Raw genomic sequence first — 21,971 nt, 5'->3', positions numbered from 1 at the left:
ACTTTAGCTACCTCCAGTCAGTGAGTTTTCTTGTTCCCATTGACGATAAATCTCTATTTTTTCGTTAATGACTTCATAATGTTCTTGAAGCCTCTCGATCTGATCTGCTAACTTGTTCTTGTGGGATTCCAGCAGAACTCTCCTTTCTTTGGTCGTAGCGGAACCTTGTCTTCTCAGATCGGCGATCTGTTGCATTTGCTTAATGCTCATTCCTGTGGTGCGAAGCCTTACCAAAAAACGAATCCATGCTAGATCGTTTACAGAATATTGACGGCGACCATTCGAACCCCTAGCTATCGCATGAATCAGACCGTTTTTCTCATAGTAACGCAGGGTGTGGGCGGTGATACCAGTAAGGTTAGAAATGGCTTGGATGCTCAAATATTGTTCCATAGTGTAAGTTTACATCTTAGAGCGCGCTCTAAGTCAATAGAACCACGATAAGACGATGTATATTTTCACTATTATTTCGAAATTCCATTGCCCTTATCGGCAATTTTGGTCCATTTCACTCCCACATCTTTGCTCATAAATATATCTTTATTGAAAGTTGCCAACACGATTTCATTCGAGTCAGTAGGATTTTGAGCCATATAAGAAATGGCATCCCCTTTTTCCAAGGTAGGAAGTTTGATTTCTTTCTTTTCTTTACTGCTTAGATTGAATTGAAACATCGTCGGAGAATTAGCCGCAGCTATAAACAATTCACCGTTATTACTAAATGCTGAAGATGCTACAACTAGTCCCGGGAACAACATTTCGAAGTGATTTCCAGAATCATTGGAAAGATATAGTCCTTCCTTGGATCCGAGTGCTATCACCTTATCGTCAGTTGGGTGAGTTGCCAAGGTTAAAGGTTCTCCAGAAAAACCGTTCATTTCTGATTTACTCCACGTTTTTGCTTCATCTTTTGTATAATACAATCCTGCCGATTTCATCTTTGGATTGGGTTGTGCATTAAATACATAAATGGTATGAGTCTTATAACCCACCGTCATTCCATGGAAATCGCTATTTCCCTCCAAATCGAGTTTCGTTATTGTTTTCCCCATATCGGGACTCTTCACGATTCCTATGGGGTTTTTCAGGTTAGAGCCGACTCCGGGATGACCACTACTATAAAAACCATTATCAACAGCGACAAAACCCATATAATCGTTTTTCGGAGCATCGACATGGCTCCATTTACTACCCGAGTAAACAACCAAACCTGTATGCGAAGGAATCATAATTTGTTTTCCATCAGTACTATAACCCAAACCGTGTATATGCTCCATTGACACTTTAGAAGCAGAGCAAGCTGATAGCATTAATGAGGCTGCGATAATTGAAGAAACGAGATTAACTTTATATTTCATTTTCTTTCCCCTTTTCTTGATAAGTCCTTTATAGATGTTTATGAATAGAAAAGGACAACCCACCTGTCAGAGCTTCAAAATGTACGAATAGCCCAGTTGAGGAAACTGGGCAACAATCACATTACGGTACTTTTACAACAAACGGTACGGTAAATACTTTACCATTTTGCTGGAATTGTCCCCAAATCTTATATACGCCGCTATGCGGGAACGTCGTCATAAATTTGGCATCCGGTCCTGACGCCTTTTCCTCTGTCGGATGCACGTGCAGATAATTTTCTGCATCTTGGGTTAAGATCACGACGTGTCCTACAGCTCCTAGGTAAGGCTGGAGGTCTGTTACAGGCTGCTTCGTCTGAGCGTCTTTAATATTGAAGTTCAAGTTTAGCTCCATGCCCGCCATAAGGTGATCAATAGACAGCGTGACTTCCTTACCGTCAACCCCTTTAGTTAGTGTTGCATCGGGATCAATGGCTTTTGGTGCCGGAACGTTTCCTTGGATTGTAAACCACTGACTCTTATTCATTGCCCCCATACCGGTTGGCGTTATGTCTGCAATCACTTTGTAATCGCCAGCTGTTGGAAATTGAGTCGTAACTGTAAACTCGCCGTTTCCTTTATTATCAGGGTGAATGTGGTTGAAGAATGACAAATCCTTACTTACAATGATAAGGTGCATCTGTTTTTCATGGACTGTATCCAACTTATCGATTGGTTTGCCGTTTTTGTCCTGAATCTTAATCGTAATCGCCGTATCTTGGTTCGGCTGCGGTTTATCGGTAGAAAGTTTAAACTGAGTCTGGACATTTCCTTCTTGCTTCGAGTCAGCCTCTTTTGCCATCTCGCTATGCGAAGAATGGTCCATTGAACTGCCTGATTTTCCGCATGCCGTTAAGAGCGCAGCCGTAAGTAAAATTGAAATCGCTACTTTTTTCATGATTTCCTCCTCATATAGGTAGGAGATAAAGTCTCTCCTCTTTTTATCTCCTTATTATAAAAGGTACTTGTGTAGATCTTGTGAGGATCGGTATTAATTCTTAGGGAAATGTATCGCTACAGATGTTCCTTCACCAACCCGACTTTCCATTCGAATGGTTCCTCCATGTGCTTCCACCAATTTTTTTGCAATCGTTAATCCAATCCCAGCCCCTCCTGATTTACGATCGCGGGATTTTTCTACGCGGTAAAAACGTTCAAATACAAAACGTAGATCATCTTCATTTATACCAATCCCAGTATCCGATACAATAATAACCACTCCGTGTTGTTCTTCCTTCACTTCAACAGTTACTTGTCCCCCTCGGGGCGTAAACTTTAGCGCATTCGTTAAAAGATTCACCACAATTTGACCTAATCGCTGCCTATCCAAGGTAGCTTCTACATTTGTTAAACCTTCAAAAAAAAGGTTAACTCCCTTTTGATCAAAAGAAGCCCGGCTCGCTTCGATATTCCGATGAACGATTGCTGAAACATTTTCATCATGCAGCTTCAGTTTGAAATGTGGGGACTCCATCTCCGTTAATTGCTCTAAATCACCAACAAGGAACCGCAAACGTTCAATCTCCTCGAAACATGATTCTAGGCGCTGGGGAGTTGGCACCCAAACGCCATCAATCATCGCTTCCATATGGCTTTTAAGTGTTGCAAGCGGCGTTCTTAATTCATGCGCCACATCAGCAGTCATCGTTTTACGTAATTGCTCCTGGTGCATGAGTTGTTCAGCGAGATGATTAAGGGATCCACCTAGATCAGCGATCTCATCATTGCCTTTGACTGTCGTTCTTGCATCAAGCTCTCCACTTGCCATTCGCTCTGCAACCTTTTTCATGTGGATCAGAGGGGCTGTGAGCCTCTTAGCGACAAAAAGACTTAACAGAACCAAGAGCAAAATACCCAAAATGGCAGACCAAAGAACAGACTGGACTAATGCCTGCTCAAAATGGGTATCAAATGCTGGAGAGTTCATATCCATAGCTTGATGTTGATACAAGGAGAAGTGGTAGTGTGTCTCTAAGATAAACGCTATCGTTGAGATGAGCAAAACACCGGAGGCTACACCAATAAATGCGATGACGATTCGTGCGTATAATCCCTTCATGATGATTCTCCTCCAGTAAACCTGTAACCTACAGAAAAGACGGTAACGATGTATTGAGGCTTTTTGGGATCAGATTCTATCTTTTGACGGAGGTTTTTGACATGCTGATCGATCGATCGAGTATCGCCTTCAAAATCAAAACCGAGTACTTTTTCAATTAATTCCTCCCGTGTAAAGGTTCGGTTTGGATGATGTGCCAAAATCAACAGCAATTTATATTCATTTGGAGTCAGACTTATCAGATTCCCCATTTTATAAACTTCATGTTTCATCGGTCGAATGACAAGGTCGTCATTATGAAACGAGATGATTTCTGCAAGAAGTGTATCATCTTGCGTGCGACGCAATATGGCTTTTACTCTTGCTGTTAATTCACGTGGGCTAAATGGCTTCACGACATAATCATCCGCACCAAGTGTTAATCCTTGGACGCGGTCATCTTCAGAAACTTTCGCAGTTAGCATGATAACAGGAACAGGAGAAAACTGCCGTATCGCTCTGCATACATCTTCCCCGGACATGTCCGGAAGCATCAGATCCAATATAAGAAGATCAACATTTCCGCCGCGAACGAGTTCAAGTGCTTTGTTCCCTGTACCGGATTGAATAATAGCATATCCTTCATTTTGCAAATAGGATGCTACAACTTCACGAATCTTTTCTTCATCATCAACGATTAAAATTGTCTTCATAAATCGAACAAACCCCCGTTACACTCAGTCTGCAATTGCCTCATGCAATACCTCGATTGTTATCCGATTGATAAATTTCGAGAACTTTTCCTTCATTTTGCCATGTTGTTGAAAATGATGGATGAGCTTTTGAACAATCGGAATCAATCTGTCTGCTTGAACATCGGACATTAGCAAGACCGCAAAAGATGGTTTTAACGATTTGGGCTCACCGCCAACATAAATATCAAACGTATCTCTCATTTTGACCACACCGATATCTTTCAAGAGTGGCTCGCTCGTTCCGAGTGCACAACCCGCATAGCCGATTTTCAAAGGTGTTGGCGTTTCGATCCCTGAGATCGCTTTGTTTAACGTTTCAGCCATTTCAAGCCCTGCATCTTTTGCTCCACGGCAAAAGTTACACGTAATGAGGCTCTTGGTCACAAAGCCAGTAGGATATATTTCTAATCCAATGTCAGACAACTTTTCCTTCACTTCATCCATTCGATCTTCTTGCATTTCAACATATAATTGTTTAAATGTCGTTAATTCTATTTTAGCATCCGCACCGACGATCGATCCCAGAACCGCCAATTGTTCTGGTTTAAAGATGGTTCCCCCAGTTTGAAGCCCTGGGGTAACTGCAAACTTCATCATCTGCATGTCTTCCTCTCCCATGAGTGCCGATTATAACTTCACTCGTTGCAAGCGTAGAGCGTTTAACACAACTGATACTGAGCTGAGTGCCATTGCAGCTCCAGCTACCCAGGGTGCCAAAAGTCCAAGTGCCGCAATCGGAATCCCGAGCGTATTGTAACCCAGTGCCCAAAACAGGTTCTGTTTAATGTTCGTCATCGTTTTACGGCTCATATAAATGGCGTCTGTAATGCTTGTAAGTTCTCCGCGCATCAGAGTCACGTCTGCTGCTTCCATCGCAATGTCAGTGCCGGTGCCGATAGCTATGCCGACGTCTGCAGTCGCAAGAGCAGGAGCATCGTTGATGCCATCCCCCACCATGGCCACTATCTTTCCTTGTCCTTGAAGCTTCTTCACTTCTTCGGCTTTGCCTTCCGGAAGAACTTCCGCGAGAACATGATCAATGCCAACTTGCTGCGCTATTGCATGTGCTGTTCGTTTATTGTCACCTGTCATCATGATGACTTCGATGCCCATTTGTTTTAAGCGAGAGACTGCTTCTTTCGATGTGTCTTTGATCGAATCCGCTACGGCTACCATACCTGCGTACTTGTTATCCACCGCTACAAGCATTGCGGTTTTACCATCTGACTCGAGCTTTTCCATAGCAGTATCTGCTTTAACGAAGTCGATGGCTTCACGCTGCAGGAGCTTACGGGTTCCAACCAGTACTTCCTTGCCTTCTACGATAGCTCGAATTCCGTAGCCGGGAATAGCTTCAAACTGCTCAGTAGCAGTCAGTAGGATACCTTTAGCAACAATCCCAGCAACAATCGCCTCAGCAAGCGGGTGTTCTGATTGTTTTTCAGCAGAGCCGATTAGTCTAAGAATTGTATCCTCTTCATTCATGTTTTCAATTTGAACGTCTGTAAGTTCCGGTTTGCCTTTCGTTACTGTACCCGTTTTATCAAGCACGATGGTTTGCACTTTTTGCATGGATTCTAAATGTTCCCCGCCCTTAAACAGAATGCCAAATTCCGCCGCGCGACCGGATCCGGCCATAATCGATGTTGGTGTTGCAAGTCCTAAAGCACAAGGGCAAGCAATGACAAGGACAGCAATAGCCTTTTCTAGCGCAGCTGCAAACTCGCCAGGAGCAACCCAGATATACCAAATCAGAAATGTTACAACAGCAATTCCTACAACAATCGGGACAAAGATACCTGATATCACATCTGCAATACGCTGAATAGGCGCTTTAGAGCCTTGGGCTTCTTCTACAACTTTGATAATTTGAGCGAGAGCTGTCTCTTTCCCAACACGCGTTGCTTTTATTTTTAAGCTGCCGTTTTTATTTACTGTAGCGCCAATAACGGCGTCACTGGCTTTTTTCTCCACAGGGATACTTTCCCCCGTAAGCATGGATTCATCAACAGCCGACAAACCGTCTACAACTACACCGTCGACTGGGATCTTCTCACCCGGTTTTACAAGAACAATGTCCCCAATGACAACTTCTTCAACGGGTATAGCTATTTCTTCACCGTGCCGAATGACTAACGCTGTTTTCGCTTGAAGCCCCATCAATTTCTTGATGGCTTCAGAAGTTCTCCCTTTTGCCAACACTTCAAATAATTTCCCTAAGATAATCAAAGTAATAAGAATTGCGCTTGTTTCGTAATACATATCCGGCGCATGGTGGTGGACATCTGTAGAAACTGCCCACTGAAGTGTTAGATATAAACTATAGAAGTACGCGGCTGATGTTCCGAGAGAAACAAGCACATCCATATTGGCGCTTTTATTACGAAGGGCTTTGTATGCCCCTATATAAAATTGACTACCGATAATGAATTGTACCGGTGTGGCAAGAACAAGCTGCACCCAAGGATTCATCAAGAACTCTGGCAGGTAAATCCACGCTGTAAATGTAAAGTGGCTCACCATAGCCCACAGAAGTGGCAACGACAGGATTGCCGATATCGCTAGCTGTATTTTCTTGTGGCGTATCTCCTTTTGCTTATAATCACCTTCAGCCGCCACTTCCTCTTTACGTATGGCTTTGTATCCCAGCTGATCAACTTTGTTAACCATATCGCTTACCGAAACTTCGGCAGCGCTAAACTCAACATGGGCAATTTCTAATGCGAGGTTAACAGTTGCTTTACTGACCCCAGGCATTTTATTTAATCCTTTTTCAATACGTGTGGCGCACGCCGCGCATGTCATACCTACGATATTAAAATCAACTGCTTCCTTTACGGTGCTGTAACCTAGATCCAGTATTTTTTCTTCCATGGCAGATACGCTGATTTGAGTCGGATTATACGTTACAGAAGCTTTCTCAAGTGCAAAATTCACGTTGGCATCTGCAACACCTTCTAATTTCTTCAAGCCTTTTTCTATCCGGTTCGCGCATGCCGCACAAGTCATGCCAGTAATTTGCAGACTCGCTTGTTGCTGCTCTAATGGTTTCGCCATTTCTGTCTCTCCTTCACCACATACCCCTGAGGGGTATATTTTCTTGAAAAAAAATAGGTGTTACATTGGAGCCGCATGAAGCGGCTCATTTATCTTTATTTCGCGACGTCATAGCCTTGATCTTCGATTGCTTCTTTTATAGCGTCCAAAGAAACTTTGGACTCATCGAAATCTACAGTAACGGATCCACCACTCAAATCAACTTTGCCGGAAGCGCCAAGTTTCTTAACTGCGCCTTCTACGGAATTCACGCAATGACCGCAGGACATACCCTCAACTTTAAGTGTAACTGTTTGCATATCTAATCTCTCCCTTATTATTTCATTAATTTATTCATGGTAACCATAAGTTCTTTAATAACCTCATTATCGCCTTCTTGAATGCGTTCGATGACACAGCTGTTTAGATGATGCTCGAGAAGCAGTTTCCCAACACCGTTTAAAGCTGATTGAACCGCAGCAATTTGATTTAACACATCGTCACAATACGTATCCTTCTCAATAAGACCTTTCACACCGCGAATTTGTCCTTCGATGCGATTGAGCCTAGAAATCAAATTGTTTTTTGTTTTATCAGAATGATGACTTTTTCGATCACTGCCCGAATGACAACTGTCCTCATTTAATTCTTGTTTATCAGGTTGTTCCATAGCATTTCCTCCTCACATTTAAAATATACCATACCCCCATACCCTATATCAAGCCCTTTTTTAAATTTTTCCATTTCAAATTTCAATCTTTTCAAATACAAATAATAACGCCAGTGTAACGGATATCCCGCTTCACCTGGCGTTATTTTATTAACTCACTAGCATATAACTGCAGAGCCCCATCAATATCTCCGTTAATTACTGCTAATTCGTACGTCATTAATCCTCTGTTATTAGTGCCAAATCGGCAAGTAAATAATAAGTTTCTTGGTCCGTCCCGAATACGATAACTCGCCCTTCGCTGTCGTAATCTATATCATTTACTTCTGAATAGAGCAGCGATGTTACGTTGCCCGTTCTCTTGCTGATTACGTGATATTTCATCGCGCATGCCTCCCCGTTTCATCTAACAATGATTATACATCAAAGCTATTTCGCGAAGATGCGGGAATTAATGGATCAAAGTTCGAATAAAGAACGGAAAATGAAAGGAAGAGAATCATGACTGCCAATCAATCTGCTTCTGCATCTACGCTGCTAAGCAACCGGTTCGTGCAAGCGATTTTTATTTCCACGTTGTTTCTGCAAATCGGTATTTGGGTGCGAAATATCGCCATCCTGCTTTTCGTCAAAAAAATGACTAATGATGACACGTTCTCCGTTTCGCTTATCTCCGTCGTGGAGTTCGCACCGATCTTCGTATTTTCGTTTATCGGAGGCCGTTCGCAGACCAATGGGCGATCAAAAACGCGATCTCGCTCGTTCCACTGTACTTTATCGCAGGTTTATTCTTCCTTGTAGGCGTAGCGATTCTCGTTCCTCTGTTTAAGTTGAAAGGCGGCATTCAACCTGTTCCAGTGAAAGCCGCGGGCAACTAGCTGTTAGGGGCATTTGTTTGGTAAAATGAACGTTACGAGCAATAACTATGGCAAGCAAGAACGTTTTTGGAGTAATAATTAAACGAGGAGTGGTCTCTACTATGTACGAACAAAAAACAAAAGAAACGGACAGCAGTGTTCTTGAGTTTATTGAAAATGTAGAAAGCCTTAAGAAGCGTGAAGACGCATATAAATTATTAGATATTTTTACGGAAACGACAGGTTATGAGGCGAAGATGTGGGGACCCAGTATTATTGGATTTGGCTCCTATCATTATAAATATGAATCTGGTCACGAGGGCGTTGCACCGCTAGTTGGTTTTTCACCTCGAAAAGCCAAAATAAGTTTGTATTTTGCGACGGGTGACACAAAACGAGAGGAGTTATTAAAGGACTTTGGAACACATACGGCAGGAAAAGCGTGTGTGTACATCAATAAAGTAGCAGATATCAATGTTGATGTATTAAAAACGTTAATAAACCAATCTGTAACATTTTTGAAAGAATTCTATCCGAATAATTAATGACTGAAAAAATGTGCGTTAAGAAAAGCGGCTGTCCTATAAGTCTTAATTGGAAAAATGAAAACTCATTTTATGATTTTTGCAGTCTGTCTGCTACTTCCATTGGAAAAATCCAATAGAAGTATGAATTTCGTTCTGAATACCAATTCGAATTTCCCAGAAGATCAGTAGGCCCTAAGGGGCTGTCGCTAGTAGATTCTACTTTTGAGACGGCCCCTTTCCTTTTATTAAAGTCGCCTGTGTCTATTTATTTGGGAACCCTATAAGAACTTGTTGCGATACTCGGTCGGCGTCATACCATACTGCTTTTTGAAGCTCTCTCGGAAATGATCCTGGTCTGTATATCCGATCCAGTCGCAAACCTCGTAGATTTTGATGGCGGGATCCTTCAGCAGCCGCGCCGCTTCCTCCATTCGAAGACGAATGATCGCATGATTGATCGTCATACCGGTTACTTCTTTAAAGAGCAGATTCAAATATTTATCACTTAATCCGACTGAAGCGGACACATCGGATAGCGCCAATTCCTTGCGCGTGTATGCTTCTTTCACATACTGAAGCGCTTGCTCGACCAGCTTCTTCTTTTTCAAACTTCCGGACCATTCCCCAAGCGGCAGCGTTTCTGACAAATTCGGAAGTTTGTCCTTGGCGGCTTGTTCAGTGAGAGCCAAGGCTTGACGCTCGGCCCGTTCTTTGCGCAGCACCTCAACCCCGTGCGCAAGAACTCTTTCAATCTCGCCCGGGTCGATCGGCTTCTGAACATAGTCAAGCACCTGCAGTTTAATTGCCTGCCTGGCATGCTCAAACTCATTGAGTCCGGATAATATAATACAGCGAATATCCGGATTGCGAGCTTTTACGGCCTCAATCAACTCCAGTCCATTCATCTTAGGCATCCCAATATCGGTCAAGAGAAGATCCGGTTCCTCGCGGTCCAGCCAGGCCAGGACCTCCTCTCCATTCTCAACGGCACCCAACAAATCGATTCCTATTGCTTGCCAGTTAATGGCGTGAACCAACGTTTCCCGAACGATCTTCACATCTTCTGCAATCAGCAGCTTGAACATTCAGACCCTTCCTTTCTTCATACCGGCTGCTCTGGATGATAGGGCAGAACAACTTCAACACAGGTTCCCTCGTCTACCCCTATATAACGCAAACCATAAGCTTCACCAACATGCAATTGGATTCTCCGGTGTACATTCATAGTACCGTAACCGGTTCCTATGCCGCTATTTTTAGTGCCGACATCTCGCACAGGCTGTTGCTGAAGCATAAGGTTCATTTTATCTGCATCGCAGCCTCGTCCATTGTCTTCGACACGCAGCACAAGCTCCTCCCTCTCTAATCGGGCTGAAATAGTGATTCGGCAACCGGAATGACGAACGGCAAACCCGTGAATGATAGCATTTTCAGCCAGAGGCTGCAAAATTAAGTGTACGATATTTGCAGACAACAGCTTATCCGGCACTTGGATATGGACGTTCAGATCATCCATCATCATCTTTTGAATGAGGAGATAGGCTTCAACCTGCTTGACCTCACCTTCCAAGGAAATCCAGGTTTGGCCACGATTCAGGCCGTAACGAAAGACGTTGGCAAGTGAACGAACGATCCGGCTCGTTTCCTGATCTCCCGCCATAATAGCCCGGCAGTTAATTAAATCCAAGGTATTATATAAGAAATGAGGGTTGATCTGGGCATGCAGCAGCTCCAGTTGAAGCTGGCGGCGTTCAATCTCTTCGGTAAAAGATTTCTCGATCAGACTATGTAGGGTCACGAGCATGGCAGCGAACTTTTGGTTCAGCTCATCCACCTCATAGATTCCAGTGTTTTGATAAGGAAGTGGCATTTTAAATTCCACAACTTCTGGACGCTGGATAGCGTTAACCAGTCTGGTGATTGGAACGGTGACCCGCACAACGATTCTTCTGAGCCAGAAGCCCGCAACTAGCAAAGCAGCCAACGTTATAGCAACACCTAAGGCGGATATCGCGAAGGTGTACTGGCTGAAATGGCTCTCTGGAACGACCGATAACAACTTCCAGCCGTTCTTCAGTGTTTCGAACATGACCCTGTGGCTTTCTCCGTCGATCCTGGTTATGATCGACCCCTTTGCTCCGATCAGTGAGCTCACATAGGGAAACTTTGCTGCGTTCTCGAGAAATTCATAGCGCTCGCTGTAGATAACTTGATTCGTTTCATCCAGCAGCAGATGGTAGCCCTTCTCCAAATGAGCATTGTCAAACATGCTCTTGATGCTCCGGGTATCCGCGCCGACGATCACCGTACCGAGGCTGCGGCCGTCTTTGAGACTCGTCTTTTTCCTCGCGGAATAGATCATAGCGGCATTCATCGGATCCCTCTTCTGGCCCCACCATACGTTCTGACGCTCCCCGCTGCTCAGTCGGTGAAACCACTCCTGACCCTGCAAATCTTCATTCTTGAAGATTCCTGTTATCGGGTAGAAATCATCTGGCGCCATGTGATAAAGCCCGCTCCCCGGTTCCAATGCAAGAGAAACCACGTAGGATTGTTGCGCAACGTCAGGTGACCCAAAGTCATTCAAGAGGGACAACAAAGACAGATTCTGCAGGTTAGTCTCAAGTGTGTAATAATTATCGGCCGCCTCGAAGGTTTCCTGATAAGTGGCCTCGAGCAGATTCTCTATCGATTGATTACTTAAAATAAAAGCGGCAACATTATTCATTGTATCGAACTGGTATTCGATATTCCTATACACGAATTTCATCGACTGTTCCGCCATCTTGAGGGTATGGTCGTTCTGAACCCGGATGAGGATGTAACTGGCTGCCGTTGCAAATAAAGCGATGAAGGTGACAATCAACACAAAGATCGGAAGACTGAGCCTTGACAGTAATCCTGATTTGCCGTTCCGTTTTTGTATCTGAATCGCCATCATCCCCATCCCTTTCATTGGCGCTATGGCTAAAGCCCCGTCAACCGATGATTATCGGCCGAGGGGCTTCCCATACTCTTCTAAAGCTTCTGCGAGAAGGCCATGCTTTCCTTCTACTTGCCCGACTTTTTCTTCAAGGATTCTTCGAGCTCATTTAATATTTTTGTGCCTCCCTGTGACTTCCATTTTTCTGCAAATTCGTCAAACTTCTTGATGTCTGCGCCCATAATGATTTGCGTAAAGACAGAATCGCGCAAGGTATTCAGCTCCACCAGTTTAGCTAATTTGGTTGGGGAATCCAGATAGTTGGAAGCATCGGTAATTTGGAACTTATTATTTATTGCGACATCCAGTGCCTGTGACTGGCGGAGTGGAAGCGACTCTAGGTAACGCGGCCAGCCTTTCAAGCCGGGAGCAAACAGATAGCTTTGAATACCACGGAAGTTCCCGTTCTTATCCTGCTGTGTCTTGGGATCGATTAGATCAGTAACCACCCTCATCTTGCCGTTATCGATTTTATAGTCTTCCCCTTCAATGCCCCACACGGTAAGCATCTGATTCTCAAGCGATAACGAGTTCTCGATCATAGCCAGTACTTTCTTAGGATCTTTCGTCTTAGCGCTGATCGCATGCATTTGGCCGAATGGAGCACCTGCAGGGGCTACAGCTTTGCCATCCGTACCTACAAGCGAATCAGTCAGAGTCAAATATTTGTATGGTTGACTTGACTGATCGGCGAGTTTTCCATCTGCTGCGAGTTTACCACTTTTCTTTAACTCGTTTGTTTCAACTTGGGTATCGTAATCGTTCGGCGTGGACCACCAGCCCATCCAAGAGAACAGCTTGCCGCTATACAGCTTCGCCCTCAGCTGCTCTTCCTTAATCGTTGCGAATTCTTTGTCGATAAGTCCTTCTGCATACATTTTTTGAAAATACTGCAGGGCTTCTCTCATCTTGGGATCGATATCGTAATTGCTAAATTTGCCTTCCTTCTCGGTAAAAAAGCCAGGTGTCACACCAAACGCGCCGAAAATATGGTCAAAAGAATTATTCGCGTATTTCTGCTGACCGATTTGTGCCGTATAGCCTCCGAGCGGGATCACGTCCGGTTTCTCTGCCTTGCTTTTTTTCAACAAATTGTAGTATTCATCAAGAGTTTTCGGAACCTTAGCCCCCATACCCTCCACAAAATCCTTGCGCAGCACAAGATTCCAGCGGTATCCTGAGCCAGGTCCGCCTTGATAAGGAATACCGTAAATTTTACCGTTTACTTTCGCCTGTTCGAAAACTTCCTTCGGCACTTCCTTTAGAATATTCGGTGTATCCTTCTCATTGATCAGTGTCGTAAGATCGGCGAAAGCGCCTTGCTGCGCATATTTTTGGAAATCGTCGGCAAAATCAATTCGTACAACATCGGGAATTTCACCGCTCGACATCTTCAGATTCAACTTCGTTTTATACTGCTGAACGTCAACCATTTCGGGAATAATCTTAATGTTCAGCTTCTTCTCAACGGCTTGCTTGACGGCATCTTTCGAGGGATCGTAAGGCTTGGATATGTCTTGGGCTTTTAACCATTTCAATTCATAGGGCTCTTCTGTTTTCGGCGATGCCGAAACTGCACTTCCTGAAGGTGAAGACGAAACTGCTGGAAGATCACTGGATTTGCTGCACCCCGCAACCGATACGGTTCCGACTAATATGGCGGCAAGCACGCCGTTCGACCAAACTTTCACTTGATTTGACATGAAAAATAGACCTCCTTGATTTATCTTTGATATGTTCACTTTAACCTTTCACCGAGCCGATCAACATGCCTTGCTCAAAATGCTTTTGAATGAACGGGTAAATAATGAGCATCGGCAGGGCGACAATAATAATAGCAGCCATTTGGATGCCTATCGTAGGCGGAGGCGTTGAGCCTGCCGCTTCAAGCAGCTCCGGCGGGAGGCTGGAACTGGCAATAATCGTGCGGAGTACGAGCTGCACAGGTGCTTTGTGCCAATCCGTCACATAGAGCATCGCATTAAAGAAATCGTTCCAATAGACGACCAAATAAAGGAGTCCAATCGTCGCTATGACCGGTTTGGATAAGGGCAGAACGATCTGCCACAGGACCCTGAACTCGGATGCCCCATCCATTGAAGCGGATTCTCGCAAGCTATCGGGGATGCCTTCAAAAAACGATTTCATTATGATCATGTTAAAAGCACTGAAGGCCATAACCAAGATCAGCACATAACTTGTATCTAGTAATCCTAACTGTTTCATGGTGATATAAGTAGGAATCATTCCGCCCTTGAATAGCATGGTGAAAACAAAGAAGAGCATGATCACCCGCCGACCGGGCAGCTTTTTCTCCGCGAGCGAGTAAGACGCCGTTATCGTAAGGAACAGCGCAAGCAAGACCCCACCCGCTGTATTGCGAATCGTATTGCCGTATGCCGAGTAAATAAGCGAGCCTTCCTGCAGCAAGTACTTGTAATACTCCAAACTGAAGGAAGTCGGAAACAGAATCAATCCATTTTTCTCGCTGAAAATATGGTACGGTGTAATGGATACGGAAATAACATACCAGAATGGAATGACAATGATAATAGTCAGTAACGTTAGAACGATATAATTGGTGGAGACAAAGGCCTTCTCGCCTTTTGTAAGCTTCATCGGTTCTCTTTCCTTTCTCAGAAAATGCCGGAATCATTGATTCGCTTGGCGAACTGATTGGCAACCAGCATCATCACAAGTCCGATTGCGCCCTTGATGACGTCAGCCGCAGCGGCAAGACTGAGACTGAACTGCTCGATACCTACACGGTAAATGTACGTATCCAGAATATCTCCGACCTCAAAGACCATCGGATTGTACAAGTTGATCACCTGGTCCAACCCAGCGCTCATGATATAACCGACCCTCAGGATGAAAATAACGATGATGGTTCCCATAATTCCTGGCAAAGTAATGTGAATAATTCGCCCAAAGCGTGTGGCCCCATCCATAATAGCCGCTTCGTACACTTCCGGATTAAGCCCAGCGATGGCGGCAATATAGATGATCGCTGCCCAGCCCATCTCTTTCATGGCATCCGTAACGACAAGAATCGTTCGGAAATAAGCAGGTTCGACGAGCAGATAAGCGGGATCGCCGCCGAAGAATTCGATGATTTTATTAATGACTCCGGTTTCCGGTGAGAGGAGCAACGTGATGATCCCTCCGTAGACGACCCAAGACACGAACCTCGGCAGGTAGACGGCCGTTTGAAGTGATTTTTTGAACCATGCAACTCTAACTTCATTCAATGCAAGCGCTAACAGGATCGGGCAAAGAAAGCCGCTGATCATTTTGTACAAGCTGATAAGCAGTGTATTCTTGAATGCATGGAGGAACATTTCGGATTCAAATAACATCCGAAAATATTTGAATCCAACCCATTCGCTTCCCGAGAATCCCTGAATAGCGTTGTAATCCATAAACGCAATGCTGATGCCATAGAGCGGGAGATAGTCAAAAATGAGAACCCATACAACAGCGGGCATCAGTAGAATATATAACAGCCTATATTTCCATAACCTCCTCGTATGCTTCAGTAGCGGCTTTTCTTTTGTCTCGGTGATCTTGGCGGTCACCATCTCCATCTCTTTATCCTCCTAACCTCTGCCGCACCCGGCTAAGAAAGTGCTTACATGATTTAGCTTAGCGGAAATCGCGGGGGACGAAAACCGGAGTGAAGGACAATAATACAGGGGAAAAGTCCTATGTATAGAAAAAAAGCATATCTGTGCCTATACGGCAGAGATATACTTCAGAAACTTCAAAGGTTAAGGTGGTCTCGGTTTATTTCGTACGAATAGGGAAATACAAGTCTATCTCTGAGTTTGGATCATCTGACTGCGTATAACGCTGATCATAAAACTCGAATTCATATTTACCAGTGCGGGAACCACCGTCGTATTCGTATGGACTGTTCGGTAGCCAGTGTCCCCAAAAATGCCCAAAGGCATCACCAATACCATCAAGAGGACCCCGATGCGTCAGCACGATATAACGCGCAGCCGGTACTTCGATGCGCGTCATGCCCTCGGGTATGCCACCGTCCTGAGAGATTTGCACAGCGGCCGTATAATTGAACGGCTCGCCGGGCGCGTTGTCCGGATTTTGCAGCATGAGTCCGAAGCTTCGCCAGCCGAGCTGGCTAGGAACTTCTGGAATGCGCTTACTGAAATCACCCCACAGCTTAGCAATGGCGTTCTCGGACGGTGGCACAGACATATCAAAATGAATCGTTTCGGTAATGCCAACAACGCTGAAGGCAGGTTTTTCGATGATTTTAGTTTCGATAATCATGAGTGGTCATTCTCCTTATTTTGGTATGGGGGTGGCACTTGCTTGTTCTGCATGGGTTTTTTATCTATATTAAAATTATAGAGCACATATGTTCCCTTGTAAACGCTTTTTATGTTTTTATTGAAAGTAATTCTTCAACGAGAACGAAAATAGAAGCCGCTACAAAGCGGCTCTTATTTTCGTTCTCCGTTCAATTAAGGCTTAATAAAAACATTAAAACTAGAGTTACTTATGATTTCTTCTACGATCTCTTTTGATTGTTTTAAAGTAGTGTCATATATAAATTGGTTATTAGATGGCAACATATCCAATTTATTTAGTAAAAATAAAGAGCGTTCTAAGGAATCAACATCCCCCCTAATGCTGAGACGTTCAATTAGCTTTTCTTTATCTGCTCTCAGTACAACATACTTTAATTCTACATTTAAATCTGATAAACGTTTACAAAACCAATCTAGTTCATCCTCCACTACAAAATCAATAATTACATTTAAGTTATGGTGTATAAAAGTCCTCGTTAAAGCCAGGATGTTCTCCCATGTTAGACTTAATCTTTCTTCCCATGAAGGTTGCAATTCTCCCTTGAACATATGAAGTAAATCATCTCCCTCAATAAGAACGCATTGTTTAACATTGCGTGCAAGTTCTTTCGAGGTAGTTGATTTACCAACCCCAATTGGACCAGATATGAGATAAATTATCTGTTTCTTGTCTTTTCCTTGCAAATCAAACATCCTCTCAAGAATGATAAATAGCAATATCCGTTAGGTAATAATTCCCCCTGTATGCTTAGAATAAATCATTGCAAAGGAAGAAGCACTTCAGCCTTGTCGGGCCAGGATGGGTTTTCAAAATAGTATATCTCTAATGCCAGAGCTCGCCTGTCACTTTGTTGGCCGTTGGCATCCAAATAGTTATGAATGACTTGATATGGATCACCTTCGGACTTTACTTTCGCATAACGATGAGGAGGAATCGTAAAACCGATCATTCCTTTGGGCACTTCCGAAAGGTTATCGACTTCCATACAGATCAAGTAAGTAAATAGAACCTCTGAAGTAAAACTCGGACTAATCGGAGTTCACTAGTAATCAATCCTTTCGATTTATATTATTGCACTATAAATTCAAGGAATTTTATTGAATATCCTTTATTTTCCATTGCATATCTTAGCTGGTTTTAGCGTAATGACACAAACTTTAAATACAATTTACAAAAAAAGCCGCGATTTACGCGACTTTTTTTGTAAATTGTATCTACTCTTAAAGGGTAAATACGTGATTACCAATGATAATCTTGGCGGTTCTTTTTTTGCTCCAAGATGCCTGGGCAATATCAGGATTGTAAAAATAAAGGGCCCCAGTTGTTGGATCCATACCATTCAAAGCGGCTTTTGCCGCGCTGTAGGCTGACAAATTGGGTTTAAGGTTAAACTGGCCATCATCAACGGCTGAAAATTGACCAGGCTGATGGATAACCTCAGTGATGGAATCAGGAAATTTTTCGGACTGAACTCGATTAAGAACGACAGCTCCCACGGCAACTTGTCCTACAAAGGACTCCCCTCGGGCTTCGGAATGAATGATTCGCGCCAATTCATCCAGCACCGACTGTTTGGGTGAAATCGTTTTATTTAGTTTAGACAGAGTTAAGGAATCGGCTTCACCATCAACTGACAAGCCATAACTGGCTTGAAATTTCTTTACCGCATTCTTAGTCTGGTTACCGTAATAACCGGTAATTCCAGTTTTAAAGTAACCGAGTGCGCTTAATCGTTCTTGCAAATCCAGTACTTGGTCACTTTGTGTGCCCTGACCTAACGATTGCGCACCGACCGGTGCGGCCATCCCCATTACACCAAGGGAACAGACGCAGATAAGAGCCTGTAGTTTCTTCTTCATGTTTCAAGATAACCTCCTCTTCCTTTTACGCGCCGCACAGGCAACGACATGCAGCATTACAAATTTAGGGGTGTTGATCCGACTCAAGATGTCGCCTTACACGCTCTAAAAATAGGGAACAGCACCAGGCTGTCCCTATAGACTTCGGGAGAAACACCTATTAAGGGTCGCAAATCACAAAAAGGAGCTCTGCCAACAGGCTACCTCCCCCTCTCGTTTTCCTTTAGTTGAATGAATAGTGCTAAGTTTTCTCAATATAATAAATCGCTTGTTCAGTTCCGAATCTTTTCATTATTTTGTTCTACAACCTCATGAGCAGCACATTCCGCTACAACGTTACAATTTCGGAAGTCTCCTGATCCACGGACCCCCAAATCCTAGGCGCTGCATATTTAAAAATAGAATGAGCCGCGTCTTATTTAGTGCTGTTCATTTTCTTCGACTGCCAGCTTTGGGCGACGACTCTATCAATACCGTCCCAAATTAAAAGGCTGCAATAGGAAACAAGTATGCCCTGGTTTGATCATTAATAACTGCCTATTTATTAATATTAAGGGTGCATACCCAATCAAGCAATTATAGACATGCGTATCTATGTATCAGTGTACATGAAATCATGGCATGAGCCTATCAGAAAGGGGAAACAAGATCCCATGCAGCCTGAGGAAGAGACGAAACAGAGTATATTGGAGACTTTTGGTCTTCCTATAGCGTTTGTTACCAATGGTGGACAGTTGGATGATGCGGTTCGTTTCTATGCGGAAGGCAGAGAATTTCGTTATACCTTTAGCCAGGAACAAGTTGGGGTGAGCTTCTTGGAGTTTGATCCTAAACTATCGTTTTTTCATAAACCGAGTCTGGCTCGGCGGTTTTTGAATGCCCGTTCTGACGTGACCCCTGAAGGAACATCACCGGAAACGGAACGCGGTAGCGATCCTAATGAACATTCCTCGAATCTCCCCATCTATCGGGAAGTCGTCTACCGGCAGGTGTGGCCAGGCATTGATGTGGTATTTCAAGGACACGAAGGGAATATGAAATATGATGTGATGCTGCAGCCGGGTGCCCGGATGGGGGATATTCGGTTCATCTGTGAGGGGGCAGACGAGATCCGGATCGATGATGCCGGTAATTTGTTGATCGTTACCCCCTTCGGGACGTTCATGGACCTCAAACCGGTGGGTTATCAGAAAAAGGATCACATCCAAACCCCAGTCGGATACCGGTTTGTAATTAGGGCCGAAGCGGATGGAAGCCAAAGCATTGGATTTGAGATGACCGAAGGCTATCATACAGTTGATTCTTTGGTCGGTAACGCATACGCGACTGAAGATACTAATTCCGCCAATTTCCCCACTACTTTAGGCGGTATTAAAGAAGAATTTATTATAATAGTGAGAATTACCTGCCCCGTAATGCAAGGACCGCCGGGACTTCTAGGGGAATCCGGACCTGTCAGTTTACCAGAACCTCAAATAACCCTAGGACTGGAAGGCTACCTTGGGCCTCCTGAATCGCAAGGATTACAATGTGAGCCTGTACCTTTCGGGCCGCCGGGTTCTCGAACACACAATAAACGAAAACGAATAAGTAAAACGAATAGAATAACATGCACCCACTCACTGAGAGCGGATCTTGTTTCATTAGACAAAAAAATAAAAAAAATGATTCAAGGAAAAAACATTATCGGTTTGGGATCAAGACGAGTTGTATATGATCTGGGTAATGGTTACGTTCTAAAGGTAGCCAAGTCTAAATATGGGATAAAAAGTAACAAGAAAGAAGTAACGATATGCATGACATCTCCCTCCGAGATAAAAAAACATCTTGGCCACATCCTAAAGCACGATGATAGATACAATTGGATAATAATGAAAAACTATAATAAAAATTTCCGGAAAAATAAGGAAAACATGAGAAAATTTTTTGATATGAAAGGGAAATTTAGGAGAAATCGAATAATTCCTTATGAGATTTCAGGTCGTGATGGACCCAATTATCAAAACCTGCGTCTAAATTCTGACGGGGAGATCATTGTGATTGACTATGGAAATTTTAAATATCAAATTTAATTGTTGCCCAAAGTTTTGTAACTTATTAACGCGGTTGAATAGAATAACACCATACCTTATGACGGGAGGGGTACATTGTTACATGAAGAAGAAGATTAAAAAAATGAAAGTTATCGGGGCAGGTAAGTGGCGACTAGTACTTGATTGGGGAAATCGCCGTGTAATAAAAGTTGCTAAATCTAAAAATGGGATATCAAGCAATAAGCAAGAAGTAATTGTATATAAGTCAGCTCCATCTCGGATCAAAAAACACCTGGGAACAATCACAAAGTATGGGGATGGATATCGCATTTTAGTAATGAAAAAGTACAATCAGATGTTTCCCAGATCAAAAAAATATAAGAGAAAGCTATTCGCTTTGAAAAGCACATTCATGAGGAATGGAATCATTCCTCATGATCTTAATTCTAATAACTTACGTTTAAAAAATAATGGACTAATCGTTATTATTGATTATGGGAATTTTGAAAACCGCCGCAAAAAGTGAAAAGCACACGTATTTTTAAATTCTGGGAGGAGATATCGTGAGCCAAAGAAAGCGGGGAATATCGATCATCACGTGTACGAATAGGCCAAGTTTTATTGGTAATGTCTTGGAAAATTATGAAAGACAGCGTTACCCGATAAAAGAATTAATTATCGTATTAAATAAAAGCGGCATGAAATTATCCAAGTACCGCAAAAAAACAAAAGACCATAAAAATGTTTCCGTTTACAAGAGACAGGAAAAAGTCTCTTTGGGTGAGTGTCTGAATTACGCAATAAAACGAACGAAGCACCCCTATATAGCAAAATTCGATGATGATGACTACTACTCCAAGCATTATTTGACAGAGCAGATAAAGGCAATGCGTCGTTCGAAAGCGCATGTTGTGGGAAAAAGAGCTTATTTGGCTTTTATCAAAGCGAATAATCTGCTCATCCTCCACTCACCCAAAAAACAACATAAATTCGTGACATGGGTGACCGGTGGAACCCTATTATTTAAAAGGCGTGTTTTTAATAAAGTCCGATTTCCAAAAGTTTCGATAAATGAAGATGTGATCTTTGCAAACAGATGCAGGATTAATCGCTTTAAAGTATACTCCTCAAGTCCTTACAATTATGTAATGATCCGCAGAAAAAACAAAAAAGGCCACACATGGAAAGCCAGTGACGATCATCTCCTATCAAGAAGCCAGATAGTTGCAAAAACCAGGAATTTCCGAAAAATGAGCACCCGAGCAAAATAAGATATTTCAAATCGATCTAAAACATATCATTTATATAATGTCCTTAATCCAATAACATCCTCCTCTATTAGAAATTTCGGAATACGTTTGTCAGCTTCATATAGCATCCATAAATTCTTCAATGTCATAATAAAAACCCTCCCAAGTATAAGTTATCTCTAGCTTTGCTAGAATAGGGAGGGTTTAATCTTTGTTGTCTATTATTGT

The 21,971-nt window shown here is 43.2% G+C and carries 23 protein-coding genes and 1 pseudogene; 5 read left to right on the top strand and 19 right to left on the bottom strand.

Annotation, left to right across the window (positions count from 1 at the left end):
- Window positions 1-3 precede the first annotated feature (3 nt).
- The 10 genes from GC098_RS06580 to GC098_RS06535 all read right to left on the bottom strand — a co-directional run bounded on the left by GC098_RS06580 (window position 4) and on the right by GC098_RS06535 (window position 8,280).
- Entirely contained in the window at window positions 4-393 is a 390-nt protein-coding gene (locus tag GC098_RS06580) for a MerR family transcriptional regulator (RefSeq protein ID WP_171642134.1), read from the bottom strand.
- Window positions 394-464: 71 nt separating this feature from the next.
- Entirely contained in the window at window positions 465-1,358 is an 894-nt protein-coding gene (locus tag GC098_RS06575) for a F510_1955 family glycosylhydrolase (RefSeq protein ID WP_171642132.1), read from the bottom strand.
- A 121-nt stretch (window positions 1,359-1,479) separates the two neighbouring features.
- Complete coding sequence (locus GC098_RS06570; protein WP_171642130.1) at window positions 1,480-2,295, bottom strand: DUF8832 domain-containing protein; 816 nt, start codon at window positions 2,293-2,295, stop codon at window positions 1,480-1,482.
- 93 nt (window positions 2,296-2,388) lie between these two features.
- A complete protein-coding gene (locus GC098_RS06565; protein ID WP_171642128.1) occupies window positions 2,389-3,456 on the bottom strand; it encodes a sensor histidine kinase in 1,068 nt (355 codons plus the stop codon).
- Window positions 3,453-4,148 (bottom strand): response regulator, encoded by a 696-nt coding sequence (locus tag GC098_RS06560; protein WP_171642126.1) that lies wholly within the window; start codon window positions 4,146-4,148, stop codon window positions 3,453-3,455. The genes GC098_RS06565 and GC098_RS06560 overlap by 4 nt, the downstream gene beginning before the upstream one ends.
- A 24-nt stretch (window positions 4,149-4,172) precedes the next feature.
- On the bottom strand, window positions 4,173-4,793 hold the full coding sequence (locus tag GC098_RS06555; RefSeq protein WP_171642124.1) for a nitrite/sulfite reductase domain-containing protein: 621 nt from the start codon (window positions 4,791-4,793) through the stop codon (window positions 4,173-4,175).
- A 24-nt stretch (window positions 4,794-4,817) separates the two neighbouring features.
- Window positions 4,818-7,247, bottom strand: coding sequence for a heavy metal translocating P-type ATPase (locus tag GC098_RS06550; protein WP_171642122.1), 2,430 nt, complete (start codon window positions 7,245-7,247; stop codon window positions 4,818-4,820).
- Window positions 7,248-7,342: 95 nt separating this feature from the next.
- Window positions 7,343-7,546 carry a copper chaperone CopZ gene (gene copZ, locus GC098_RS06545; protein WP_171642120.1) on the bottom strand — a complete coding sequence of 68 codons (204 nt, stop codon included), beginning with the start codon at window positions 7,544-7,546 and terminating at the stop codon, window positions 7,343-7,345.
- A gap of 17 nt (window positions 7,547-7,563) precedes the next feature.
- Complete coding sequence (locus GC098_RS06540) at window positions 7,564-7,896, bottom strand: metal-sensitive transcriptional regulator (RefSeq protein ID WP_171642118.1); 333 nt, start codon at window positions 7,894-7,896, stop codon at window positions 7,564-7,566.
- A gap of 219 nt (window positions 7,897-8,115) precedes the next feature.
- Complete coding sequence (locus tag GC098_RS06535; protein WP_171642108.1) at window positions 8,116-8,280, bottom strand: hypothetical protein; 165 nt, start codon at window positions 8,278-8,280, stop codon at window positions 8,116-8,118.
- A gap of 117 nt (window positions 8,281-8,397) precedes the next feature.
- Here GC098_RS06535 and GC098_RS06530 point away from each other — a divergent pair.
- A pseudogene (locus GC098_RS06530) lies at window positions 8,398-8,637 on the top strand (MFS transporter); the annotation flags it as partial.
- A gap of 238 nt (window positions 8,638-8,875) precedes the next feature.
- Window positions 8,876-9,298: a DUF1801 domain-containing protein gene (locus tag GC098_RS06525; RefSeq protein ID WP_171642106.1), complete on the top strand. Its 423-nt coding sequence runs from the start codon at window positions 8,876-8,878 to the stop codon at window positions 9,296-9,298.
- Window positions 9,299-9,558: 260 nt separating this feature from the next.
- Here GC098_RS06525 and GC098_RS06520 read toward each other — a convergent pair whose 3' ends face one another.
- The 9 genes from GC098_RS06520 to GC098_RS06480 all read right to left on the bottom strand — a co-directional run bounded on the left by GC098_RS06520 (window position 9,559) and on the right by GC098_RS06480 (window position 18,460).
- A complete protein-coding gene (locus tag GC098_RS06520; RefSeq protein WP_171642104.1) occupies window positions 9,559-10,365 on the bottom strand; it encodes a response regulator transcription factor in 807 nt (268 codons plus the stop codon).
- Between the two features lie 17 nt (window positions 10,366-10,382).
- The gene (locus GC098_RS06515) at window positions 10,383-12,218 is read right to left on the bottom strand and encodes a cache domain-containing sensor histidine kinase (protein WP_171642102.1); all 1,836 of its coding nucleotides are present in this window, start codon (window positions 12,216-12,218) and stop codon (window positions 10,383-10,385) included.
- Between the two features lie 113 nt (window positions 12,219-12,331).
- On the bottom strand, window positions 12,332-13,966 hold the full coding sequence (locus tag GC098_RS06510) for an extracellular solute-binding protein (RefSeq protein ID WP_171642100.1): 1,635 nt from the start codon (window positions 13,964-13,966) through the stop codon (window positions 12,332-12,334).
- A 40-nt stretch (window positions 13,967-14,006) separates the two neighbouring features.
- Window positions 14,007-14,882 (bottom strand): carbohydrate ABC transporter permease, encoded by an 876-nt coding sequence (locus GC098_RS06505; RefSeq protein ID WP_171642098.1) that lies wholly within the window; start codon window positions 14,880-14,882, stop codon window positions 14,007-14,009.
- 17 nt (window positions 14,883-14,899) lie between these two features.
- Window positions 14,900-15,850 (bottom strand): ABC transporter permease, encoded by a 951-nt coding sequence (locus tag GC098_RS06500; protein WP_171642096.1) that lies wholly within the window; start codon window positions 15,848-15,850, stop codon window positions 14,900-14,902.
- Window positions 15,851-16,049: 199 nt separating this feature from the next.
- A complete protein-coding gene (locus tag GC098_RS06495; protein WP_171642093.1) occupies window positions 16,050-16,559 on the bottom strand; it encodes a GyrI-like domain-containing protein in 510 nt (169 codons plus the stop codon).
- Between the two features lie 194 nt (window positions 16,560-16,753).
- Complete coding sequence (locus tag GC098_RS06490; protein ID WP_171642091.1) at window positions 16,754-17,293, bottom strand: P-loop nucleotide/nucleoside kinase family protein; 540 nt, start codon at window positions 17,291-17,293, stop codon at window positions 16,754-16,756.
- A gap of 65 nt (window positions 17,294-17,358) precedes the next feature.
- A complete protein-coding gene (locus GC098_RS06485; RefSeq protein ID WP_376773843.1) occupies window positions 17,359-17,595 on the bottom strand; it encodes a GyrI-like domain-containing protein in 237 nt (78 codons plus the stop codon).
- 226 nt (window positions 17,596-17,821) lie between these two features.
- On the bottom strand, window positions 17,822-18,460 hold the full coding sequence (locus GC098_RS06480) for a cell wall hydrolase (protein WP_171642087.1): 639 nt from the start codon (window positions 18,458-18,460) through the stop codon (window positions 17,822-17,824).
- Window positions 18,461-19,113: 653 nt separating this feature from the next.
- On the opposite strand from GC098_RS06480, the gene GC098_RS06475 reads away from it, so the two are divergent.
- The 3 genes from GC098_RS06475 to GC098_RS06465 all read left to right on the top strand — a co-directional run bounded on the left by GC098_RS06475 (window position 19,114) and on the right by GC098_RS06465 (window position 21,764).
- A complete protein-coding gene (locus tag GC098_RS06475; RefSeq protein WP_171642085.1) occupies window positions 19,114-20,532 on the top strand; it encodes a DUF7948 domain-containing protein in 1,419 nt (472 codons plus the stop codon).
- Window positions 20,533-20,614: 82 nt separating this feature from the next.
- The gene (locus tag GC098_RS06470) at window positions 20,615-21,019 is read left to right on the top strand and encodes a hypothetical protein (RefSeq protein WP_171642083.1); all 405 of its coding nucleotides are present in this window, start codon (window positions 20,615-20,617) and stop codon (window positions 21,017-21,019) included.
- A gap of 37 nt (window positions 21,020-21,056) precedes the next feature.
- Window positions 21,057-21,764 carry a glycosyltransferase family 2 protein gene (locus tag GC098_RS06465; protein ID WP_312880000.1) on the top strand — a complete coding sequence of 236 codons (708 nt, stop codon included), beginning with the start codon at window positions 21,057-21,059 and terminating at the stop codon, window positions 21,762-21,764.
- The last annotated feature ends 207 nt before the right edge of the window (window positions 21,765-21,971 follow it).

Source organism: Paenibacillus phytorum, assembly GCF_013141715.1.
GTDB classification, from domain to species: domain Bacteria; phylum Bacillota; class Bacilli; order Paenibacillales; family NBRC-103111; genus Paenibacillus_E; species Paenibacillus_E phytorum.
Note: the sequence above shows the minus strand (reverse complement) of the source record. Positions and strands in the feature narration are given on the sequence as shown.